The sequence below is a fragment of the Pseudonocardia yunnanensis genome, assembly GCF_039534065.1.
Taxonomy (GTDB): domain Bacteria; phylum Actinomycetota; class Actinomycetes; order Mycobacteriales; family Pseudonocardiaceae; genus Pseudonocardia; species Pseudonocardia yunnanensis.
In genome coordinates this window covers 659,475-674,634 of the sequence record NZ_BAAAUS010000001.1, presented here as the reverse complement: position 1 = coordinate 674,634, position 15,160 = coordinate 659,475, and the positions used below count along the sequence as shown (strand labels likewise).

The following is a 15,160-nucleotide window of genomic DNA, read 5'->3' as shown; positions in this document are numbered from 1 at the left end:
ACCTGCCTCACCGCGTCGGGAGGGCCGTCCTCAGTAACTTTCGTGCACCTGGCCGCGCACCGCGCCGCCGGGGAACTCCTCGGTGTGCAGGTTGAAGTAGAACCGCTCCGGGTGGTCCTCGATCCGCTTCAGGAGCGCCTTGTCCTTCACGGTCACGGTGCCGCTCGTGTAATTGCGCCCGCCCGGGAGCTTCTTGCCGAAGAACGGGATCTTCACGTCACCGTTCTTGCCCGCCACACCCTCGTGGATGTGGCCCATGATCGGCGTGCCGATGCCCGTCCAGCTGAAGTAGTAGTACACCTTGTCGCCCTGGATGCGCATACGAGCGATCGCGATGCCGTCCTTGTCGCCGACCTTCGGGCCACCCTTCACCGGCACCTCGTTCTTGCCCTTCAGCACTCCTGAAAAGGACCACGTCTTGTCGTAGGCGGCGTCGTGGTCGGCGCTCATCGAGGCGGCCGGAACGGCCGCCACGGTGACGGCGCTCGACGCGGCGGCCGAGGGCTGCGCCGCGGCGGCCGTGCCGGCGCCCAGCGCGAGTCCGGCGACAGCCACGGTGGCTGCGACTCCGACAAGGGCGCGGCGGCTCAGTCTGCGGTTCATGTCGATCCTCCTGTTTGCGAGCCGATGCCCTGTGCACCGCCTCACGAGGTTGATCACGCAGCGACCGGCGCGCCGCGTTCAGCATGATCAGGAGGTGAAAATCATGCCGTCCGGCCCCAACCGAAAGCGGCCCGCTTGCGTTCTCTCAGGCGTACCACTGATAACACTAGTAAAGCGATCCCCATGGGATGGTCCAGGTTTGGTATTCGTGTGTCGGCAACCACGCGCCCGCGGAGCTCTGTGGCCAGGTCATCGTCCAGGGCCCTGGCAGAATTCGCCGCGATGAATGGGTGGGCCGAATGGCGGCCGCTATCCCCGATCTTTCGAGAATGCCGGGTTGTTTTCTGGCTCCGCGTCGCCGGGCATTGTCATGTCAGTCGAGTACGCCGTCGGTGACAGCGGCCCAGTCGTCGAGGTCGTCCAGCCGGGCGTTGAGGGCGGTACGCATCGCGTTCGCTCCGCTGCTACCGAGGGCGAGGCGCAACGGCGCACGGTCGCTGTCGACCGCGGTGATGATGCCGGCCGCGATCTGCTCAGCACTGACGAACGCGCCTGGCGGCAGGGAGTCGATCTCGGCTTGTACCTGACGCACCGTCCGGTCGTAGTCGCTGATCGGCGTGGCCATCTCGAGGTTGTCCAGGAAGTTCGTGGCCGTCGGCGCGGGCTGGACGATCGTCACCCGGATACCGAGCGGCTCGAGCTCGCTGACCAGTGCGTCGCTCAGCCCTTCCACCGCGTACTTCGTGGCGGCGAGCAGGCCGACGCCGGGGTGCGCGAACTGGCCGTAGAAGGAGGAGCCCTGCAGCACGTGCCCGGACCGTTGCCTGCGCAGCACGGGTAGCACCGCACGCAGGACGTTGAGCACCCCGAAGACGTTGGTGTCGAAGATGGCCCGCGCCTGCTCGTCGCCGGCTTCCTCGACGGCGCCGAACAGGCCGTAACCCGCATTGTTGGCCACCACGTCGATGCGTCCGAACGACTCGACGGTCGCGTCGACGGCCCGCTGCATGTCGGACTCGCTGCGCACATCGGCGTCGATCGCGAGGACGGTGCCCGCGTACTTCTCCGTGAGGTCGCCGAGGCGTGCGCTGCGGCGGGCGACGGCCGTGACCTGGTCGCCGGCGGCCAGGACCTGCGCGACGAGCTCGCGGCCGATACCGGACGTGGCACCCGTGACCAACCAGGTTCGCCGGCTGTTCGGCCGCGATGTCGAGTCGGTCATCGGTCTCCTCCTGGGCTTGGCTGTCCCCACGTTAGAAGGCGTTCCCCATGATCGGAAATGATTCGCGCTCTCGTGTCGTCGCCTATTCGATCACCGGTTCCCGGCGGTGGCGGTACGACGTTCTGTGGGTCGATGCGTCGTTGGCAGACAGGGCGCCCGGCCGCGATTAGTTTCTGATGTGGCGTCGGCGACCCGTTCGAGTATGGGGGAAATATGTTCGCAGCTGCGATGAATGTCGAGATGCGGCATCTGCGGGCGTTCGCGTCCGTCGCGACGCACCGATCGTTCACGGTGGCATCCCGGGAGCTCATGATCACGCAGCCGGCGCTCACGCGGACCGTGCAGCAGCTCGAGACCGCGCTGCAGGTCCGGTTGATCGCGCGGAACGCGCGGCCGGTGGAGCTGACCGACGTGGGACGGCGTTTCCTGGAACGCGTCCGTCGCGTGCTCGCCGAGTTCGACCGTGCCATGGCCGCGACGTGCGATGAACGGGAGTTGCGGCTGGGGTTCCACTGGGTGCTGCCGCACCCGTGGGCGCAGCTTGCCATCGACCGGTTCGAGCAGGCGACGGCGGCGACGGTGACGGTCTCACGCTGTGCCGACCTTGTGGGCGATCTGGCCCTCGGTGAGGTGGACGTGGTCGTCTTGCGCGGCGCCAGAGCGCTGCCCGGGCTCACCGCCGTTCGCCTGTTCGACGAGGGCCGCGTCGCAGCCGTCTCCGCGCGTTCTCCGTTCGCCGCGCGCCATGAGCTGCACTGGAACGAGCTGGCCGACCGGCCGCTGGTCGTGAACACCGTCTACGGGAGTACCCGGCCGGAGCAGTGGGATCCTCAGCATCGCCCGCAGCGGGTCGTGACCTGCTCGAACTTCGACGAGTGGCTCGAGCTGGTCCGTGCCGACCACGGTGTGGGTGCCGTCCCTACCCCGGTTGCCCGGCCCGGGTTGCACCCTGGTGTCACCCTGATCCCATTGGTCGGCGCGCCATCTGTTCCGGTGCAGCTCGTGTACCGGCCGCATCAGCCGGATCCGCTGCTGCGGCGCTTCCTCGATGCCGCGGTCTGGGCCGCCCACGAGCAGCCGGTTCCGGCGGTCATGCCCTCGGGCCGTAGCTACCAGAGCGCATGACGGCAGCCTGCTGGTCCCGGGTCACGGCGTGGGGGACTGCTCCGCCGCGATCATCCACGCGCGCTTCTCGAGGTCGTCGATGATCGCGTGCAGCAGGTCCGAGGTGGCCGGATCCGCGGCGTCGACCCTGTCGTGCACGCCCCGCATGGTGTCGACGGCAGCGGTGATCCGTGCGGTCATGAGCTCGACCGTCTCCGACTTCTGTCGTGTTCCGCTGGGGTAGGCGGGCAGGCTCGTCGTCGCCGTGACCGTGTCGGACCGCCCGTCGGGAACGGTCTGGAGGGCGCGCATCCGCTCCGCAATGGTGTCGCTCGCCTCTCGGGCGGTGTCGACCAGCTCGTCCAGGCTGAGATGCATCGAGCGGAAACCGGGGCCGATCACGTTCCAGTGCGCCTGCTTGGCCTGCAGGTGCAGCTCCACGAGATCGACAAGGACTGCTTGTAGATCGTCGGCCAGCTCCGAGGGTGCAACGAACGGTCGAAGATCCTCGCTGCGGCGCCTGCTGGAGTTCTGGGTGGAGGTCATGCTGGTGATCGTAGATTCGGAAAGCGACCGCGGAAAATGCCTGTGACCCCGACGGCATGCGTGGCGCGCATCGCAATCAATCGCCGACGCGGGGAAATGGGCATACTGCTTATCGGTGAATTTGCCGCTTTGTAGTGGGCAAACTGGTCTGTGCGCTTCATGTGGAACGCCGCAGGCTCACGGAGTCGCTCGTTCACGCGGCGTGCCGTGGTCAGACGCTCGGCCCGGCCTGACGCCCTCCTCGCAGCGCCGACGCGATGGCAGCCAGCACTGCCAGCCCCGTGGACACGGCGAACACCAGCACCAGGCCGTCGTGGAACGGCGCCGAGAGCAGATGAGGGAAGAACTCGCGGCCGGTGAGGGTCTGCTGGTTCGCCGCCGGCAACGACGTGAGCACGCCGCTGGGTCCGAGCAGCGTCTGGATGGGGTTCACACCCAGGATCGTCGCGAACAGCGACGACACGGGCGGAAGATCGCCGATCTGCTGGGCGACGCCGTGCGGCACGCCCTGCTGCTGCAGGCTCGCCGTCAGCGAGTGCGGGAGGCCGGCGGCCAGTCCGGTGATCAACAGCGAGAAGAACACGCCGATCGACAGCGACGTGCCGGTGTTCTGGAACGTCGAGCGCATTCCGGAGGCCTCGCCGCGAGCTCTGGCGGGCACGCTGCTCATGATCGAGGCGGAGTTGGGGGAGCTGAACATGCCGATGCCGACCCCGTTGGCAGCGATGAGCACCGCGAAGACCCAGTAGCCGAAGTCGATCGGCAGCAGCATCAGCCCGACGAAGCTGCCCGCGAACAGGACCATTCCGCCCGTCGCGAGGCCGCGGGCGCCGATCCGGTCGGAGAGGTACCCCGAGATGGGTCCTGCGACGAGGAAGGCGGCGGTCAGGGGGAGCAGGAAGATCCCGGCCCACAGCGGCGTGTCGCTGTAGTCGTAGCCGTGCAGGGGTAGCCAGATGCCCTGCAGCCAGATGATGAGCATGAACTGCAAACCGCCCTGCGCGAGCCTCGTGGCGAAGCCCGCCAGGTTGCCTGCGGTGAAGGCTTGGATGCGGAACAGAGCCAGTTCGAACATCGGCTCGGCCACCTTGAGTTCGATCACGACGAACGCCGCGAGCGCCACCACCCCGCAGACGAGCGTTCCGAGCACCCAGGGGTCGGTCCAGCCCATGGAATGACCGCCGTACGGACGGATGGCTTCCGTGATGGCGACAAGGATCGCTCCCAGGCCCACGGCGAACGTGATGTTGCCCCACCAGTCGATGCGGACGGTGCCGGCCGGCCGCGTGCTGGTCTCGCGGAGCTTGCGGTAGGCCCAGATCGTCCCGAAGATCCCGACGGGGACGTTCACCCAGAACACCGCCCGCCAGTCGAAGATCGCCAGCACGCCGCCGGCGATCAGGCCGACGAACTGACCCGCCAGGCTGGCGACCTGGTTGATGCCCAGCGCGAAGCCGCGTTGGTCGCTCGGGAAGGCGTCGGTGAGGATCGCGGCCGAGTTGGCGGTGAGCATGGAGCCGCCGATGGCCTGCAGCGTCCGCCAGCCGATCAGCCATATCGCGCCGTGGCCGCCGTCGAACGGGTCGAAGGACAGCAGGATGGACGCGAGCGTGAAGACGGCGAAGCCCGCGTTGTAGATCCGCACCCGGCCGTACATGTCGCCGAGGCGGCCGAGGGTGACGACGAAGATGGCCTGGACGAGGCGGTAGCCCATGATCATCCACAGCAGGTAGCTGACGTTGGCCGGCGCGAGCGGGTCCAGGTGGATGCCGCGGAAGATGGCCGGCAGCGAGATGAGGACGATCGAACCGTCGAGCAGGGACATGAACACGGCGGCGGTCGTGTTCGCGAGCGCCACCCACTTGTAGCGGTCGTCCGGGCCCGCGTCGGCCTGGTGCCCCTCCAGCTCCGTCGGCATCAGAAGCCCTCGGCCGGCAACGGATGGACCGGCGCCGTCCCGACCGGAGACGCCCGGTCGAACCGCTCCGGCGCACCGATCCCGATCGGGCCGATGCTCATCAGGGGCGCACGGAGTACATCCGGGATCCGAGCCACTTGCCAATGCTAACTATGCGGCTCGCGCGCCCGAGCGAGGCGTGACGAGCGGGACACTCGTACGCAACCAAGCCCCCAACAGCCCGGACGAACGGCCTGCCCGTCCAGGCCTATCGGACCAACGCGCCACTCGTAGCAATGGGAGGGACCGGGATCGCCGCGAGCCCGTGCCCGCAAAGCCCTCAGCAGGCTGGACGAGCGGCGCGGCCGTCCAGACCTGATGGACGAACGCGCCTCTCGTACGCAACCTGGAACCCGCCCGCCACGAACCGCCCGCCCTGGCGCCCATCAGGGTGGATGAGCGGCGCGGCCGTCCAGACTTAACGGACGAACGCGCCGCTCGTACGGGAGTTTCTGGCCGGGTGGCGGACTCAGACCGCCGGTGCGAGGGGGATCGCTTCGGGGGAGCGCCAGGGGCGGACCCAGGCCTCTTCCTCGCGGGTGACGTGAACGCCGCAGCGAGGGCAGTCCCCGCCCGGTTCGATGGGCTCGCCGCACGTGCGGTGCACCACCTGCATCGGGGCGGTGGATTCCGCCGGGCCCGTGTGTGTGGCTCCCCAGTCATACATTGCGTGCAGCACCGGGAGGATCGCTGCTCCGGCGTCGGTCAGTCGGTACTCGTTGCGGGTGCGGCCGCCACTGTCGTCCCGGTACGGCCGCTTCGTGAGCAGGCCGTGCTCCACCAGCTTCCTCAGCCGGTCGGAGAGGATGTTGTCGGCGATGCCGAGGTCGGCCTTGAACTCGTCGAACCGTGACATGCCCATGGTGGCGTTGCGTAGCACAAGCAGCGTCCATCGGTCACCGAGCACGTCGATCGCACGGCCGATCGGGCAGGGACCGCGGGCGTCCCCGCGTCGGGGTCCTGCCATTCGTCCTCCTGTTGTACTCCAGCTGGCTTGCTGCTCAACAGCTTACGACGGTCGGGGCCCTCACCGATCCAGCATTCGCTCGCGCACACGCAGGTGCAGGGTGGCCAGGTCGAGCAGCGGGGTCGCAACACCGAGAGCGTGTCCGCGGTCGGCGAGGTCGGCCAGCACGTGTTCCACCTCGGTCCGCCGCCCCGCGACGACGTCGCGGTACATCGACGAGGCCAGCGTCGATCCGGGCTTGGTCACCGCGCTGCAGGTGTTCGCCAACGCGTCGTTGGGGACGGGATGCCCGGCCGCCGCGGCGACCGTGGCGGTCTCGTCGAGCAGGCCGACGGCAAGGTCGGTGCCGCCCGGTGTGGCGACGATCTCGCCGACCGGGGCGCGCATCAGGCACGTGAGCGCCCCGACGGTCGCGATGAACGACCACTTCGCCCACATCTCTCCGAGGATGTCGTCGGAGACCCGCACGTCGATGCCGGCACCGCCCAGGGTCGTCTGCACGGCTTGCGCATGGTCGGGGTGGCAGTCCGTTCGTTCGCCGATGGTGAGTTGTGCGGTCGGGGCCAGGACGACGACATTGCCGTCCTCGTCGAGTGACGTCACGGTCAGCGCGACCCCGCCCAGAACGCGCTTGCGGTCGAAGCGGGCGTCGAGCATGTCCAGGTGGGCCATACCGTTGAGAACGGGCACGATCGCGGTGTCCCCGCCGACCGCCGGCGCCACGTCGTCGAGGGCTGCGGCGAGGGCGGTGGCGCGCAGGCCGAGAAGGATTACGTCCGCCGGGTCCTCGATGGCGTCCGCGGTGGTCACCTGGGGGTGTACGACGTGGTGTTCGCCGCCCTCGACGATGTGCAGCCCGTCCTTGCGGATCTGCTCGGCCCGGTGCGGACGCAGCAGGAAGGTGACGTCGCGACCGGCGTCGGTCAGCCGGGCGCCGAACAGTCCGCCGACCGCGCCCGCCCCGACGACGAGAATTCGGGCGGGGCGGCCTGGGTCCGAGCTGGCACTCATGTCGAGCCCTTCGTCGAGGCTGTGTGAGTTCGACGATGCCACTCTGACTATTTATCTGCAAGCAAGACTAGAAGGTCATGACCCCGCGTTCGGTCAGCCGGGCGACGAGGAGGTCGCCTGCGAGCGCCCCCGGGGTCCACATACCGCCTGCAGCGTCGGGAACGTCGTCGAGCAGGCAGCGGGCGACCTCGGTGACCATTGCCGCGGCGGCCTCGTCGCCGGCGTTGCCCTCACCCGCGACAGTGGTCTTCAGGCGGCGTCCGCCGGTGTCGGTGCCGACCAGCAGAATCCGGTAGGTGGGCGCGGCCCCGGCGACGAGGTCGGCCTGATTGCCGTGCGCGGCGCCTGCCGCACGGGGTGCCACGATCGCCGCCATCACCGCCGTCATCTCCGCGGCGATCTCCCGCCCGAGATCCCCGGGGCCGGCGAGCATCAGCTCGTCGTAGGTGAAGTCCTCACCCCAGGCATGCCCCCGCAAGGCGTTCGAGCGGTGCAGGTTCGCTGCGTTGATCGGGCCCATCACCCACGGTGCCGCCCACATCCCGAGCCGGTCGTCGAACTCGGGTTGGGTGGGCCGGGGCTGTTCCGGGCCGCGGAAGTCGCCGGCCAGCAGGAACGGGTCGTTGGACAGGGCACCGAGCGCCGGGTCGGTTCGTGCCGCTTCGGCCGAGGCCACGAGGCTCGCGATGCTCCCGGCGGTGAAGCCACCGACGTCGGCGAGGGCGATCCGGCTGCTCACCCGCGGCAGCGGCACCCCCCAGCGCGCGAATGCTCTCGTCTCGAGGACGTGCACACCGAGCTCGAAGGGCACGGACTCGAAACCGCAGGAGAAGACGATCCGGGCGCCCGTGCGCCGGGCGTCGGCCGCGAAGCGATCGATCATGCTCCGCATCCAGAGGGGCTCGCCGTTGATGTCGACGTAGTCCGTGCCGTTCGTCGCGCACAGCTCGACCAGCAAGGATCCGACGTGCTGGAACGGGCCGACCGTGCTGAGCACCATCCGGGTGCGGGTCACGAGCGCGTGCAGCGACGGTGCGTCGTGGGCATCGGCGACGATCAACGGCGTGTCCGGTGGGGCGCCGATCTCCTTGCGCAGCCGCTGCAACGCCATCTCGTCGCGGGCGGCCAATCCCCACCGCAGGCCGTGGCCGTGGCTCACGAGGCGCTCGGCGACGAACCTGCCGGTGAATCCGGTGGCTCCCCAGACCACGAGGTCGAGCTCGGCGGGTGCGCGGCCGTCAGCAGAAATCACGCCAGCGGACCCTACAGATGCACCCGGTGGACGGGACTTCCGTCGGAAGGGCGAGGGCGCTGCCCATCGGCGCGTCAGTCCGCGAGGAACGTCGCCAGCAGCTCGGCCACTTGCTTGTCGGCTTCGATGACGAGCATGTGGCTGCCGCCGTCGGCGCCGTCCACGATCTCCAGACGTGCGTCGGGCACGTTGGCGGCGACCCACTGTTGCGCGGCCAACGGCACCAGGCTCGCCCCGCCCGCGATGACGAGGGTGGGTTGCTCGATCTGCAGGACCTGGCGACGCCAGTCCTGGTGCGCGAAGTCGTTGAACAGTGCCGAGGAGAAGGCACCGTCGACGCGGAGGGCTCCGGCGATGACCTCGCGCTTGCGGTCCTCGGGGAAATCGGGGTGGAACAGTCCCGAAAGGAACTCGGCAAGCATGTGCTCGCGCGTCGCCGGGTTGGCGATGCCCTGCACGATCCCCGAGATCTGCTCCTCGGACAGCGCCGAAATCCTGCCGGCCGAGGAGTCCTCGTCCGCGCCGGTCTCGTGGATCATCAGCGGGGTGTGGTCGACCAACGCCAGCTTGTGCACTCTGGCGGGGCCGAAGAGCTCGAGATACGCCCAGATCACCGAGCAGCCCATCGAGTGGCCGATGAGCGTCACGTCGTCGAGGGCCAGGTGGTCGAGGAGCTCGTGCAGGTCGAACGCCAGCCGGTGCAGGTGCCAGCCAGCCACCGGGTCGTCGGACGCGCCGTGGCCGCGCTGGTCGTAGAGCACCCGCCGGTACCCGGCAAGTTGCTCGGCGACCGGGCCCCACAAGAGGGAATTGCCCTGCCAGGAGTGCACGAACACCACGGGTGCTCCGGTCCCGTGGTCGGTGTAACTGAGGCGCACGCCGTCATTCGTCATGAAGGTCGCGTTCACGCGATCTCCTTCCGAGGCTGGTGGCTGGCTGGTTGCCCTCGATCCTCGGACGTGACGACGGGAAAAGAGCAGCAAATCCAGCCGATGTAGGGAGACGTACCTCACACCAAAAAAGACGAATGGAATTGTGGAGCCCTAAAGCTGTCGGAAGCGCGCGCCCGGCCGCATTACGGCTCCATAACGCGAAGGATGCACCGGCCACGGGGCGTGGATTTTTGAGTCCACGGCCCGTGGCCGGCACGTAGGGAAGCGGACGTCCTTCTGGGCACGCACAGCTCCGTCAGTTCGAGGTGGGGAAGCTGTAGCTGGCACCCCCGCCCGTCTCGGAGTGCGGCCAGCGGGAGGTGACGACCTTGGCCCGGGTGTAGAAGCGGACGCCCTCGGGACCGTGCACGTGCGTGTCGCCGAACAGCGAGTCCTTCCAACCGCCGAACGAGTAGTACGCCATGGGCACCGGGATCGGAACGTTGATTCCGATCATGCCGACGTGGACCTCGCGCTGGAACCGGCGCGCAGCCTCCCCGCTGCCCGTGAAAACGGACGTGCCGTTGCCGTACGGATTGGCGTTGATCAGCGCGATCGCGTCGTCGAGCGTCTCGGCGCGCAGGACCACCAGCACGGGGCCGAAGACCTCGTTGCGGTAGACGTCCATCTCGGCCGTCACGTGGTCGATCACGGTCGGCCCGACGAAGTACCCGTCCTGCAGGGCGTCGGCCTGGATCGTGCGGCCGTCGGCCACGAGGGTGGCGCCCTGGCCCTCTGCCGAGGTGACGTACCCGATGATCCGGTCCTTGGACTGCTGGGTGATCACCGGCCCCATCTCGCTGGTGGAGTCGGCGCCGGGACCGACCTGGACGGCTGCCGCCTTCGCGCGCAGCGTCTCGACGAGCCTGTCGGCGGCGTCGCCCACGGCGACCGCGGCGGAGATCGCCATGCAGCGCTGGCCCGCGGAGCCGAAGGCGGCAGCGGTCAGGTGGTCGGCAGCGAAGTCGATGTCGGCGTCGGGGAGCACCACGGCGTGGTTCTTCGCCCCGCCCAGCGCCTGGACGCGCTTGCCTGCCTGCGTCGCGCGTTCGTGCACGTAGCGGGCGATGGGGGTGGAACCGACGAAGGACACCGCAGCGACGTCCGGGTGGTCGAGCAGCGCGTCGACCGCCACCTTGTCGCCGTTCACGACGTTGAAGACGCCGTCGGGCAGGCCCGCCTCCGCCCACAGCTCGGCGAGCAGTACGGACGCCGACGGCACCCGCTCGCTCGGCTTGAGGACGAAGGTGTTGCCGCAGGCGATGGCGATGGGGTTCATCCACATCGGGACCATCACCGGGAAGTTGAACGGGGTGATCCCGGCGACCACCCCGAGCGGCTGCCGGAACGAGAAGCTGTCGATGCCGGTGGAGACCTGATCGGAGAACTCGCCCTTGAGCAACTGCGGGATCCCGCACGCGAACTCGACGACCTCGAGACCCCGTTGGACCTCGCCCCGGGCGTCGGCGAGCACCTTGCCGTGCTCGGACGTGATCAGCTCGGCGAGCTCGTCGGTGTGGGCCCGCACCAGCTCGCGGAAGGCGAACAGGATGCCCGTCCGCTTGCTCAGCGAGGTCTGCGACCACGAGACGAACGCCTCGGACGCGGCCTGGACGGCGAGGTCGACGTCACTGGCGTCGGCCAGGGCCACCTCGGCCTGTTGCCGGCCGGTGGCCGGGTCGTACACCGGGCCGACCCGGTGGGCTGTGCCTGCGGTCGGCTTGCCGCCGATCCAGTGGTCGATGGTTCTCATGGTCGTATTCCTTCGCTGATGATGCCCCCGGCGACGAGCCCGTCGACCGAAGTCGCGGGGTTGTCGTCGAAGAGGAACTCCCCGTGGGTCTCCGGGGTGAATGCCAAGCCGATGAACGCGATCACGATCAGTGCAGAGACCGCGGTCGTGGCCAGGGCCAGGCTGCCGCCGAACCACTGCGTCGCAATGGCGCCGGCGAGAAGTGGGCCTGCGGCGGTGAAGAGCCGACCGATGCTGTTGGTCACCGCGAGAGCCGAGGCCCGTACCGAGGCGCCGAACAGTTCGGGGAAGAACACGGCGTTGCCCGAGAGAACGCCGAAGACGCCGAACCCGACGAAGGGCAGCAGCCACATGTAGGCCGCGAAGCTCGTGCCGAACGGGTAGAGCACGCAGACCGCGATGATGCCGATCACCAGGCTCATCACGAAGGTGGGCTTGCGACCGATCTTGTCGGCGATGAACCCCCAGCTGGCGTACCCGATCAGGCCACCGAGGTTGAGCATGGCCGTGGCCCACGACACGTAGCCGACCGCGGCGTTCCCACTGACGCCGTGCTCCCCGACGATCTCCCGGACGATCTGCGGGGTCCAGGTCGTGACCCCCCAGAACGCGAACAGCGCGCCGATGCAGATGACCGTGCAGGGCACGGTCCGGCGGAGCATCGGAGGCGTGAACAGCTGCGTGAGGACGAAGCGATCGGCCGCGATCTTGCGGGCTCCCGCCGCCCGCTCCTGCTTGCGCACCGCACGTGCGGCCTTGACCGTCGCCGTCGACTCGGGCTCGTGCACGTGCTGGCGGATGAACAGCACGAGCAGGGCCGGAATGAGGCCGAAGGCGAGAGTGAGCCGCCACCCGAAGCCGCCGACGAAGTTGTAGACGATCGCCGAGAGGAACGAGCCGATCGCCAGGCCGGACATCATGATGCCGCTGGCCTTGGCGCGGTGGCGGTTGTTCCACGCCTCGGCCACCAGCGCCGCGCCGATCGGAAGCTCCACACCGGAGCCGATCCCGGCGATGAAGCGCAGAACCGCGAAGTGCCAGAACTCGCCGGACAGCGTGGCCAGCGCGGTGAACACGGAGTACGTCAGCACCCCGATGATCAGGACCCGGACCCGTCCGACGTAGTCCGCCAGCGCGCCGAACGCGATTGCGCCCACCGCCCAGCCGAACAGGAAGACCGTGACGGCGAGGCCGCTGTAGAACGAGGACGGGTGACCGAGCAGGTCGGTGGTCGCCGGGCCGGCGACCTGGGTGAACAGGCTGGAATCGAAGCCGTCCAGCGCCCACCCCATTGTGGTGGCGACCAGGACGGCCCATTGGTAACGGCTGATCTCATGACGCCAGGAGTGCGCGCCGGGGCGTGCGACTGCCATCGTCGGCTCCTTTGCCAGGCCGTTGCGGGGATCAGGAATTCGTGGCGTCGCCGAGTCGGCGCAGGCGGCGCAAGCCCCCGACGACGAGGCGGTCGATGCTCAGCTCGAGGGCTTGGTCCTCGTCGAGAGAGCGGCCGGCCTGCAACATCTCCCGGATCTCGGTGTGGATGCGGGGGTCGTGCTTGCGCAACGCGGTGATGCGCTCGTCGATGTCCTTGGTCAGCTCGTCCGGTCCGGAGACCACGGCGTTGAGCAGGCCGAGCTCCACCGCGCGTGCTGCGGTGATCTTCTCGCCGGTGGCGGTGAGCCAGAACGCCTGCCGCTCACCTACCACCCTGGGCAGCCAGGCCAGCACGACTGCCGGTGCCAGGCCAATGCCGATCTCGGGGAACCAGAACTTCGCGGTCGAGACAGCGACCGCCACGTCGCACGCCGCCAGGACGCCGACGCCGAACCCGGCTGCGTCGCCCTGCACCTCCGCGACGGTCACCAGCTTCGTCCGACGCAGCGCGCGCTGGAGACCGACCAGCACCTCCGTCTCGTCGTGCAGATCCTCCGGAGTGGTGCCGGCCCGCTCACGGCCGAGGCAGAACGCCGGACCGTTGGCCCACAGCCGGAGGACGTGTGCGCCGGCCGGCGGGTGCAGCAGCAGCTCGGTGAACTGCTCGACCATCGCGATGCTGAGAAGGTTGTCGGGCTCGTTGTCCAGCTCGACCTCGACGACGCCCTCGGCCGGCGTGGAGACGGTCAGGCCGCCCATCAGTTGAGCCGTTCCGTCGCGACGCCGCCGTACCAGTCGACGTCGTCCGGCGCCGTGCGGACGGTGATCGCGCGGACGTGGGTGAAGTCGTTGAACGACTCCCAGCCGCCTTCACGGCCGACGCCGCTCTCACGCAGGCCACCCCACGGCGACGACGGGTCGAGCCGGTGGTGGTCGTTGATCCAGACCATGCCCATCTCGAGCTGTCCGGCCACCCGGTGCGCACGGGCGACGTCCCGCGTCCAGACCGACGAGCCCAGCCCGTACGGCGAGTCGTTGGCCAAGGTGATGGCCTCCTGCTCGTCGTCGAAGGGAACGGCCACGACGAGCGGCCCGAAGATCTCCTCGCGGGCGATCCGCATGTCGTTGGTGACGTCGGCGAGGACGGTGGGCTCGATGAAGAACCCGCCGGGGAGGCCGGGAACCTCAGCGGCGTGCCCGCCGGTGGCGACCCGCGCGCCTTCACTGCGGCCGAGCTCGACGTACCCGAGGATGCGTTCCTGGGCCCGCTTCGAGATGACCGGGCCGAGCTGGGTGGTCTCCAGCGCAGGGTCGCCGATGCGGATCGACCTGGCGACCTTCGACAGCGCCTCGATGACGTCGTCGTAGATGCTGCGCTGGATCAGCAGCCTGCTCCCGGCGATGCACGTCTGACCTGCGCCGATGAAGCCACCGAAGGCGGCACCCCTGGCGGCTACGTCGATGGGGGTGTCGTCGAAGATCAGGACGGGGGACTTGCCGCCGAGCTCCAGCGTCGCCTTGGCGAACCGCTTGGCCGTCGCCACCGCGATCGCCCGGCCCGGCTCCGTGCCTCCGGTGAAGACGGCCTTCTTGACCAGTGGGTGCTCGGTCAGGGCGGCTCCCGCGGTCGGGCCCAGACCGGGCACGACGTTGAGTACGCCGTCGGGGATGCCGGCATCCTGCGCGATCTGCCCGAGGAGCAGCGCGGTGAGCGGGGTCTGCTCGGACGGCTTGAGCACCACGGTGTTGCCGGTGGCCAGCGCGGGAGCGAGGCTCTTCGACGCGATCATCATCGGGTGGTTGAACGAGGACAGGATTCCGACCACGCCGATGGGGAAACGGCTGGTGTAGGCGTGGTAGTCGCCCCGCAGCGGGACGACCGACCCGCGGTCGGCCAGCAGCAGGGCCGCGTTGTAGCGGTACCACTCGGCGAGCCGGGTGATCTGGGCCCTGGTCTCCGTGATCGGCCTGCCGTTGTTCAGGGTCTCGAGCCGGTAGAGGTCGGTCATCCGGGCCTCGATGCCGTCGGCGAACCGGTTGATCGCCCGGGCGCGGTCGTGGATCGGCAGGTCGCGCCACACCCCGGAGCGGAATGTCTCGTCGGCGACCCGGACGGCCTCGTCGACGTCCTCCTCGCTTGCTCCCGCGACGTCCGTGAAGACCTCGCCGGTGGCGGGGTTCGTGACGGGGATCCGCGGGGCGCGGCCCTCCACGACACGCCCTCCGATGCGGAGCCCGGTCGGCAGGCCCTCGATCGGGTCGGCGTCCCGGGCCGACGGAGCGGTGATGGACATCGTTGGTCTCCTTGCTCGGTATACGACTTGCCATAATCGGTATACCGCTTGACGTTAGGCAGCGACAGGCGGAGTGGCAAGGGCTACGAGGTTGGGGCACCTTGTGAGTTCATGACCGAAGTGCATACTTGCCGGGGCGAAGGGC

The 15,160-nt window shown here is 68.9% G+C and carries 14 protein-coding genes; 1 reads left to right on the top strand and 13 read right to left on the bottom strand.

What is annotated here, in order from left to right; all coding sequences use genetic code 11:
* Positions 1-30: 30 nt before the first annotated feature.
* Together ABD743_RS03010 and ABD743_RS03005 are read right to left on the bottom strand one after the other, a co-directional pair.
* The gene (locus ABD743_RS03010) at positions 31-603 is read right to left on the bottom strand and encodes a CHRD domain-containing protein (RefSeq protein WP_344718532.1); all 573 of its coding nucleotides are present in this window, start codon (positions 601-603) and stop codon (positions 31-33) included.
* Between the two features lie 373 nt (positions 604-976).
* Positions 977-1,825 (bottom strand): SDR family NAD(P)-dependent oxidoreductase, encoded by an 849-nt coding sequence (locus ABD743_RS03005; RefSeq protein WP_344718530.1) that lies wholly within the window; start codon positions 1,823-1,825, stop codon positions 977-979.
* Positions 1,826-2,038: 213 nt separating this feature from the next.
* Here ABD743_RS03005 and ABD743_RS03000 point away from each other — a divergent pair, with 213 nt between their 5' ends.
* Positions 2,039-2,950: a LysR family transcriptional regulator gene (locus ABD743_RS03000; RefSeq protein WP_344718528.1), complete on the top strand. Its 912-nt coding sequence runs from the start codon at positions 2,039-2,041 to the stop codon at positions 2,948-2,950.
* A 21-nt stretch (positions 2,951-2,971) separates the two neighbouring features.
* Here the strand turns inward: ABD743_RS03000 and ABD743_RS02995 are convergent, their stop codons facing one another.
* From ABD743_RS02995 to ABD743_RS02945, 11 genes are all read right to left on the bottom strand, one after another.
* A complete protein-coding gene (locus ABD743_RS02995; RefSeq protein WP_344718526.1) occupies positions 2,972-3,475 on the bottom strand; it encodes a Dps family protein in 504 nt (167 codons plus the stop codon).
* Between the two features lie 211 nt (positions 3,476-3,686).
* On the bottom strand, positions 3,687-5,393 hold the full coding sequence (locus ABD743_RS02990) for an MFS transporter (protein ID WP_344718524.1): 1,707 nt from the start codon (positions 5,391-5,393) through the stop codon (positions 3,687-3,689).
* On the bottom strand, positions 5,393-5,530 hold the full coding sequence (locus tag ABD743_RS02985) for a hypothetical protein (RefSeq protein WP_344718522.1): 138 nt from the start codon (positions 5,528-5,530) through the stop codon (positions 5,393-5,395). Before ABD743_RS02985 ends, ABD743_RS02990 begins: the two co-directional genes overlap by 1 nt.
* Positions 5,531-5,901: 371 nt before the next feature.
* A complete protein-coding gene (locus ABD743_RS02980) occupies positions 5,902-6,399 on the bottom strand; it encodes a winged helix-turn-helix transcriptional regulator (protein WP_344718520.1) in 498 nt (165 codons plus the stop codon).
* Positions 6,400-6,459: 60 nt separating this feature from the next.
* Positions 6,460-7,410 carry a ketopantoate reductase family protein gene (locus ABD743_RS02975; protein WP_344718518.1) on the bottom strand — a complete coding sequence of 317 codons (951 nt, stop codon included), beginning with the start codon at positions 7,408-7,410 and terminating at the stop codon, positions 6,460-6,462.
* 67 nt (positions 7,411-7,477) lie between these two features.
* A complete protein-coding gene (locus tag ABD743_RS02970; protein WP_344718516.1) occupies positions 7,478-8,662 on the bottom strand; it encodes a saccharopine dehydrogenase family protein in 1,185 nt (394 codons plus the stop codon).
* A gap of 74 nt (positions 8,663-8,736) precedes the next feature.
* On the bottom strand, positions 8,737-9,570 hold the full coding sequence (locus ABD743_RS02965; protein ID WP_344718514.1) for an alpha/beta fold hydrolase: 834 nt from the start codon (positions 9,568-9,570) through the stop codon (positions 8,737-8,739).
* 280 nt (positions 9,571-9,850) lie between these two features.
* Entirely contained in the window at positions 9,851-11,347 is a 1,497-nt protein-coding gene (locus tag ABD743_RS02960; RefSeq protein WP_344718511.1) for a CoA-acylating methylmalonate-semialdehyde dehydrogenase, read from the bottom strand.
* The gene (locus tag ABD743_RS02955; protein WP_344718509.1) at positions 11,344-12,720 is read right to left on the bottom strand and encodes an MFS transporter; all 1,377 of its coding nucleotides are present in this window, start codon (positions 12,718-12,720) and stop codon (positions 11,344-11,346) included. The genes ABD743_RS02960 and ABD743_RS02955 overlap by 4 nt, the downstream gene beginning before the upstream one ends.
* A 31-nt stretch (positions 12,721-12,751) precedes the next feature.
* Complete coding sequence (locus tag ABD743_RS02950) at positions 12,752-13,480, bottom strand: enoyl-CoA hydratase/isomerase family protein (protein ID WP_344718507.1); 729 nt, start codon at positions 13,478-13,480, stop codon at positions 12,752-12,754.
* Positions 13,480-15,015 (bottom strand): aldehyde dehydrogenase, encoded by a 1,536-nt coding sequence (locus tag ABD743_RS02945; protein WP_344718505.1) that lies wholly within the window; start codon positions 15,013-15,015, stop codon positions 13,480-13,482. Before ABD743_RS02945 ends, ABD743_RS02950 begins: the two co-directional genes overlap by 1 nt.
* Positions 15,016-15,160: the final 145 nt, after the last annotated feature.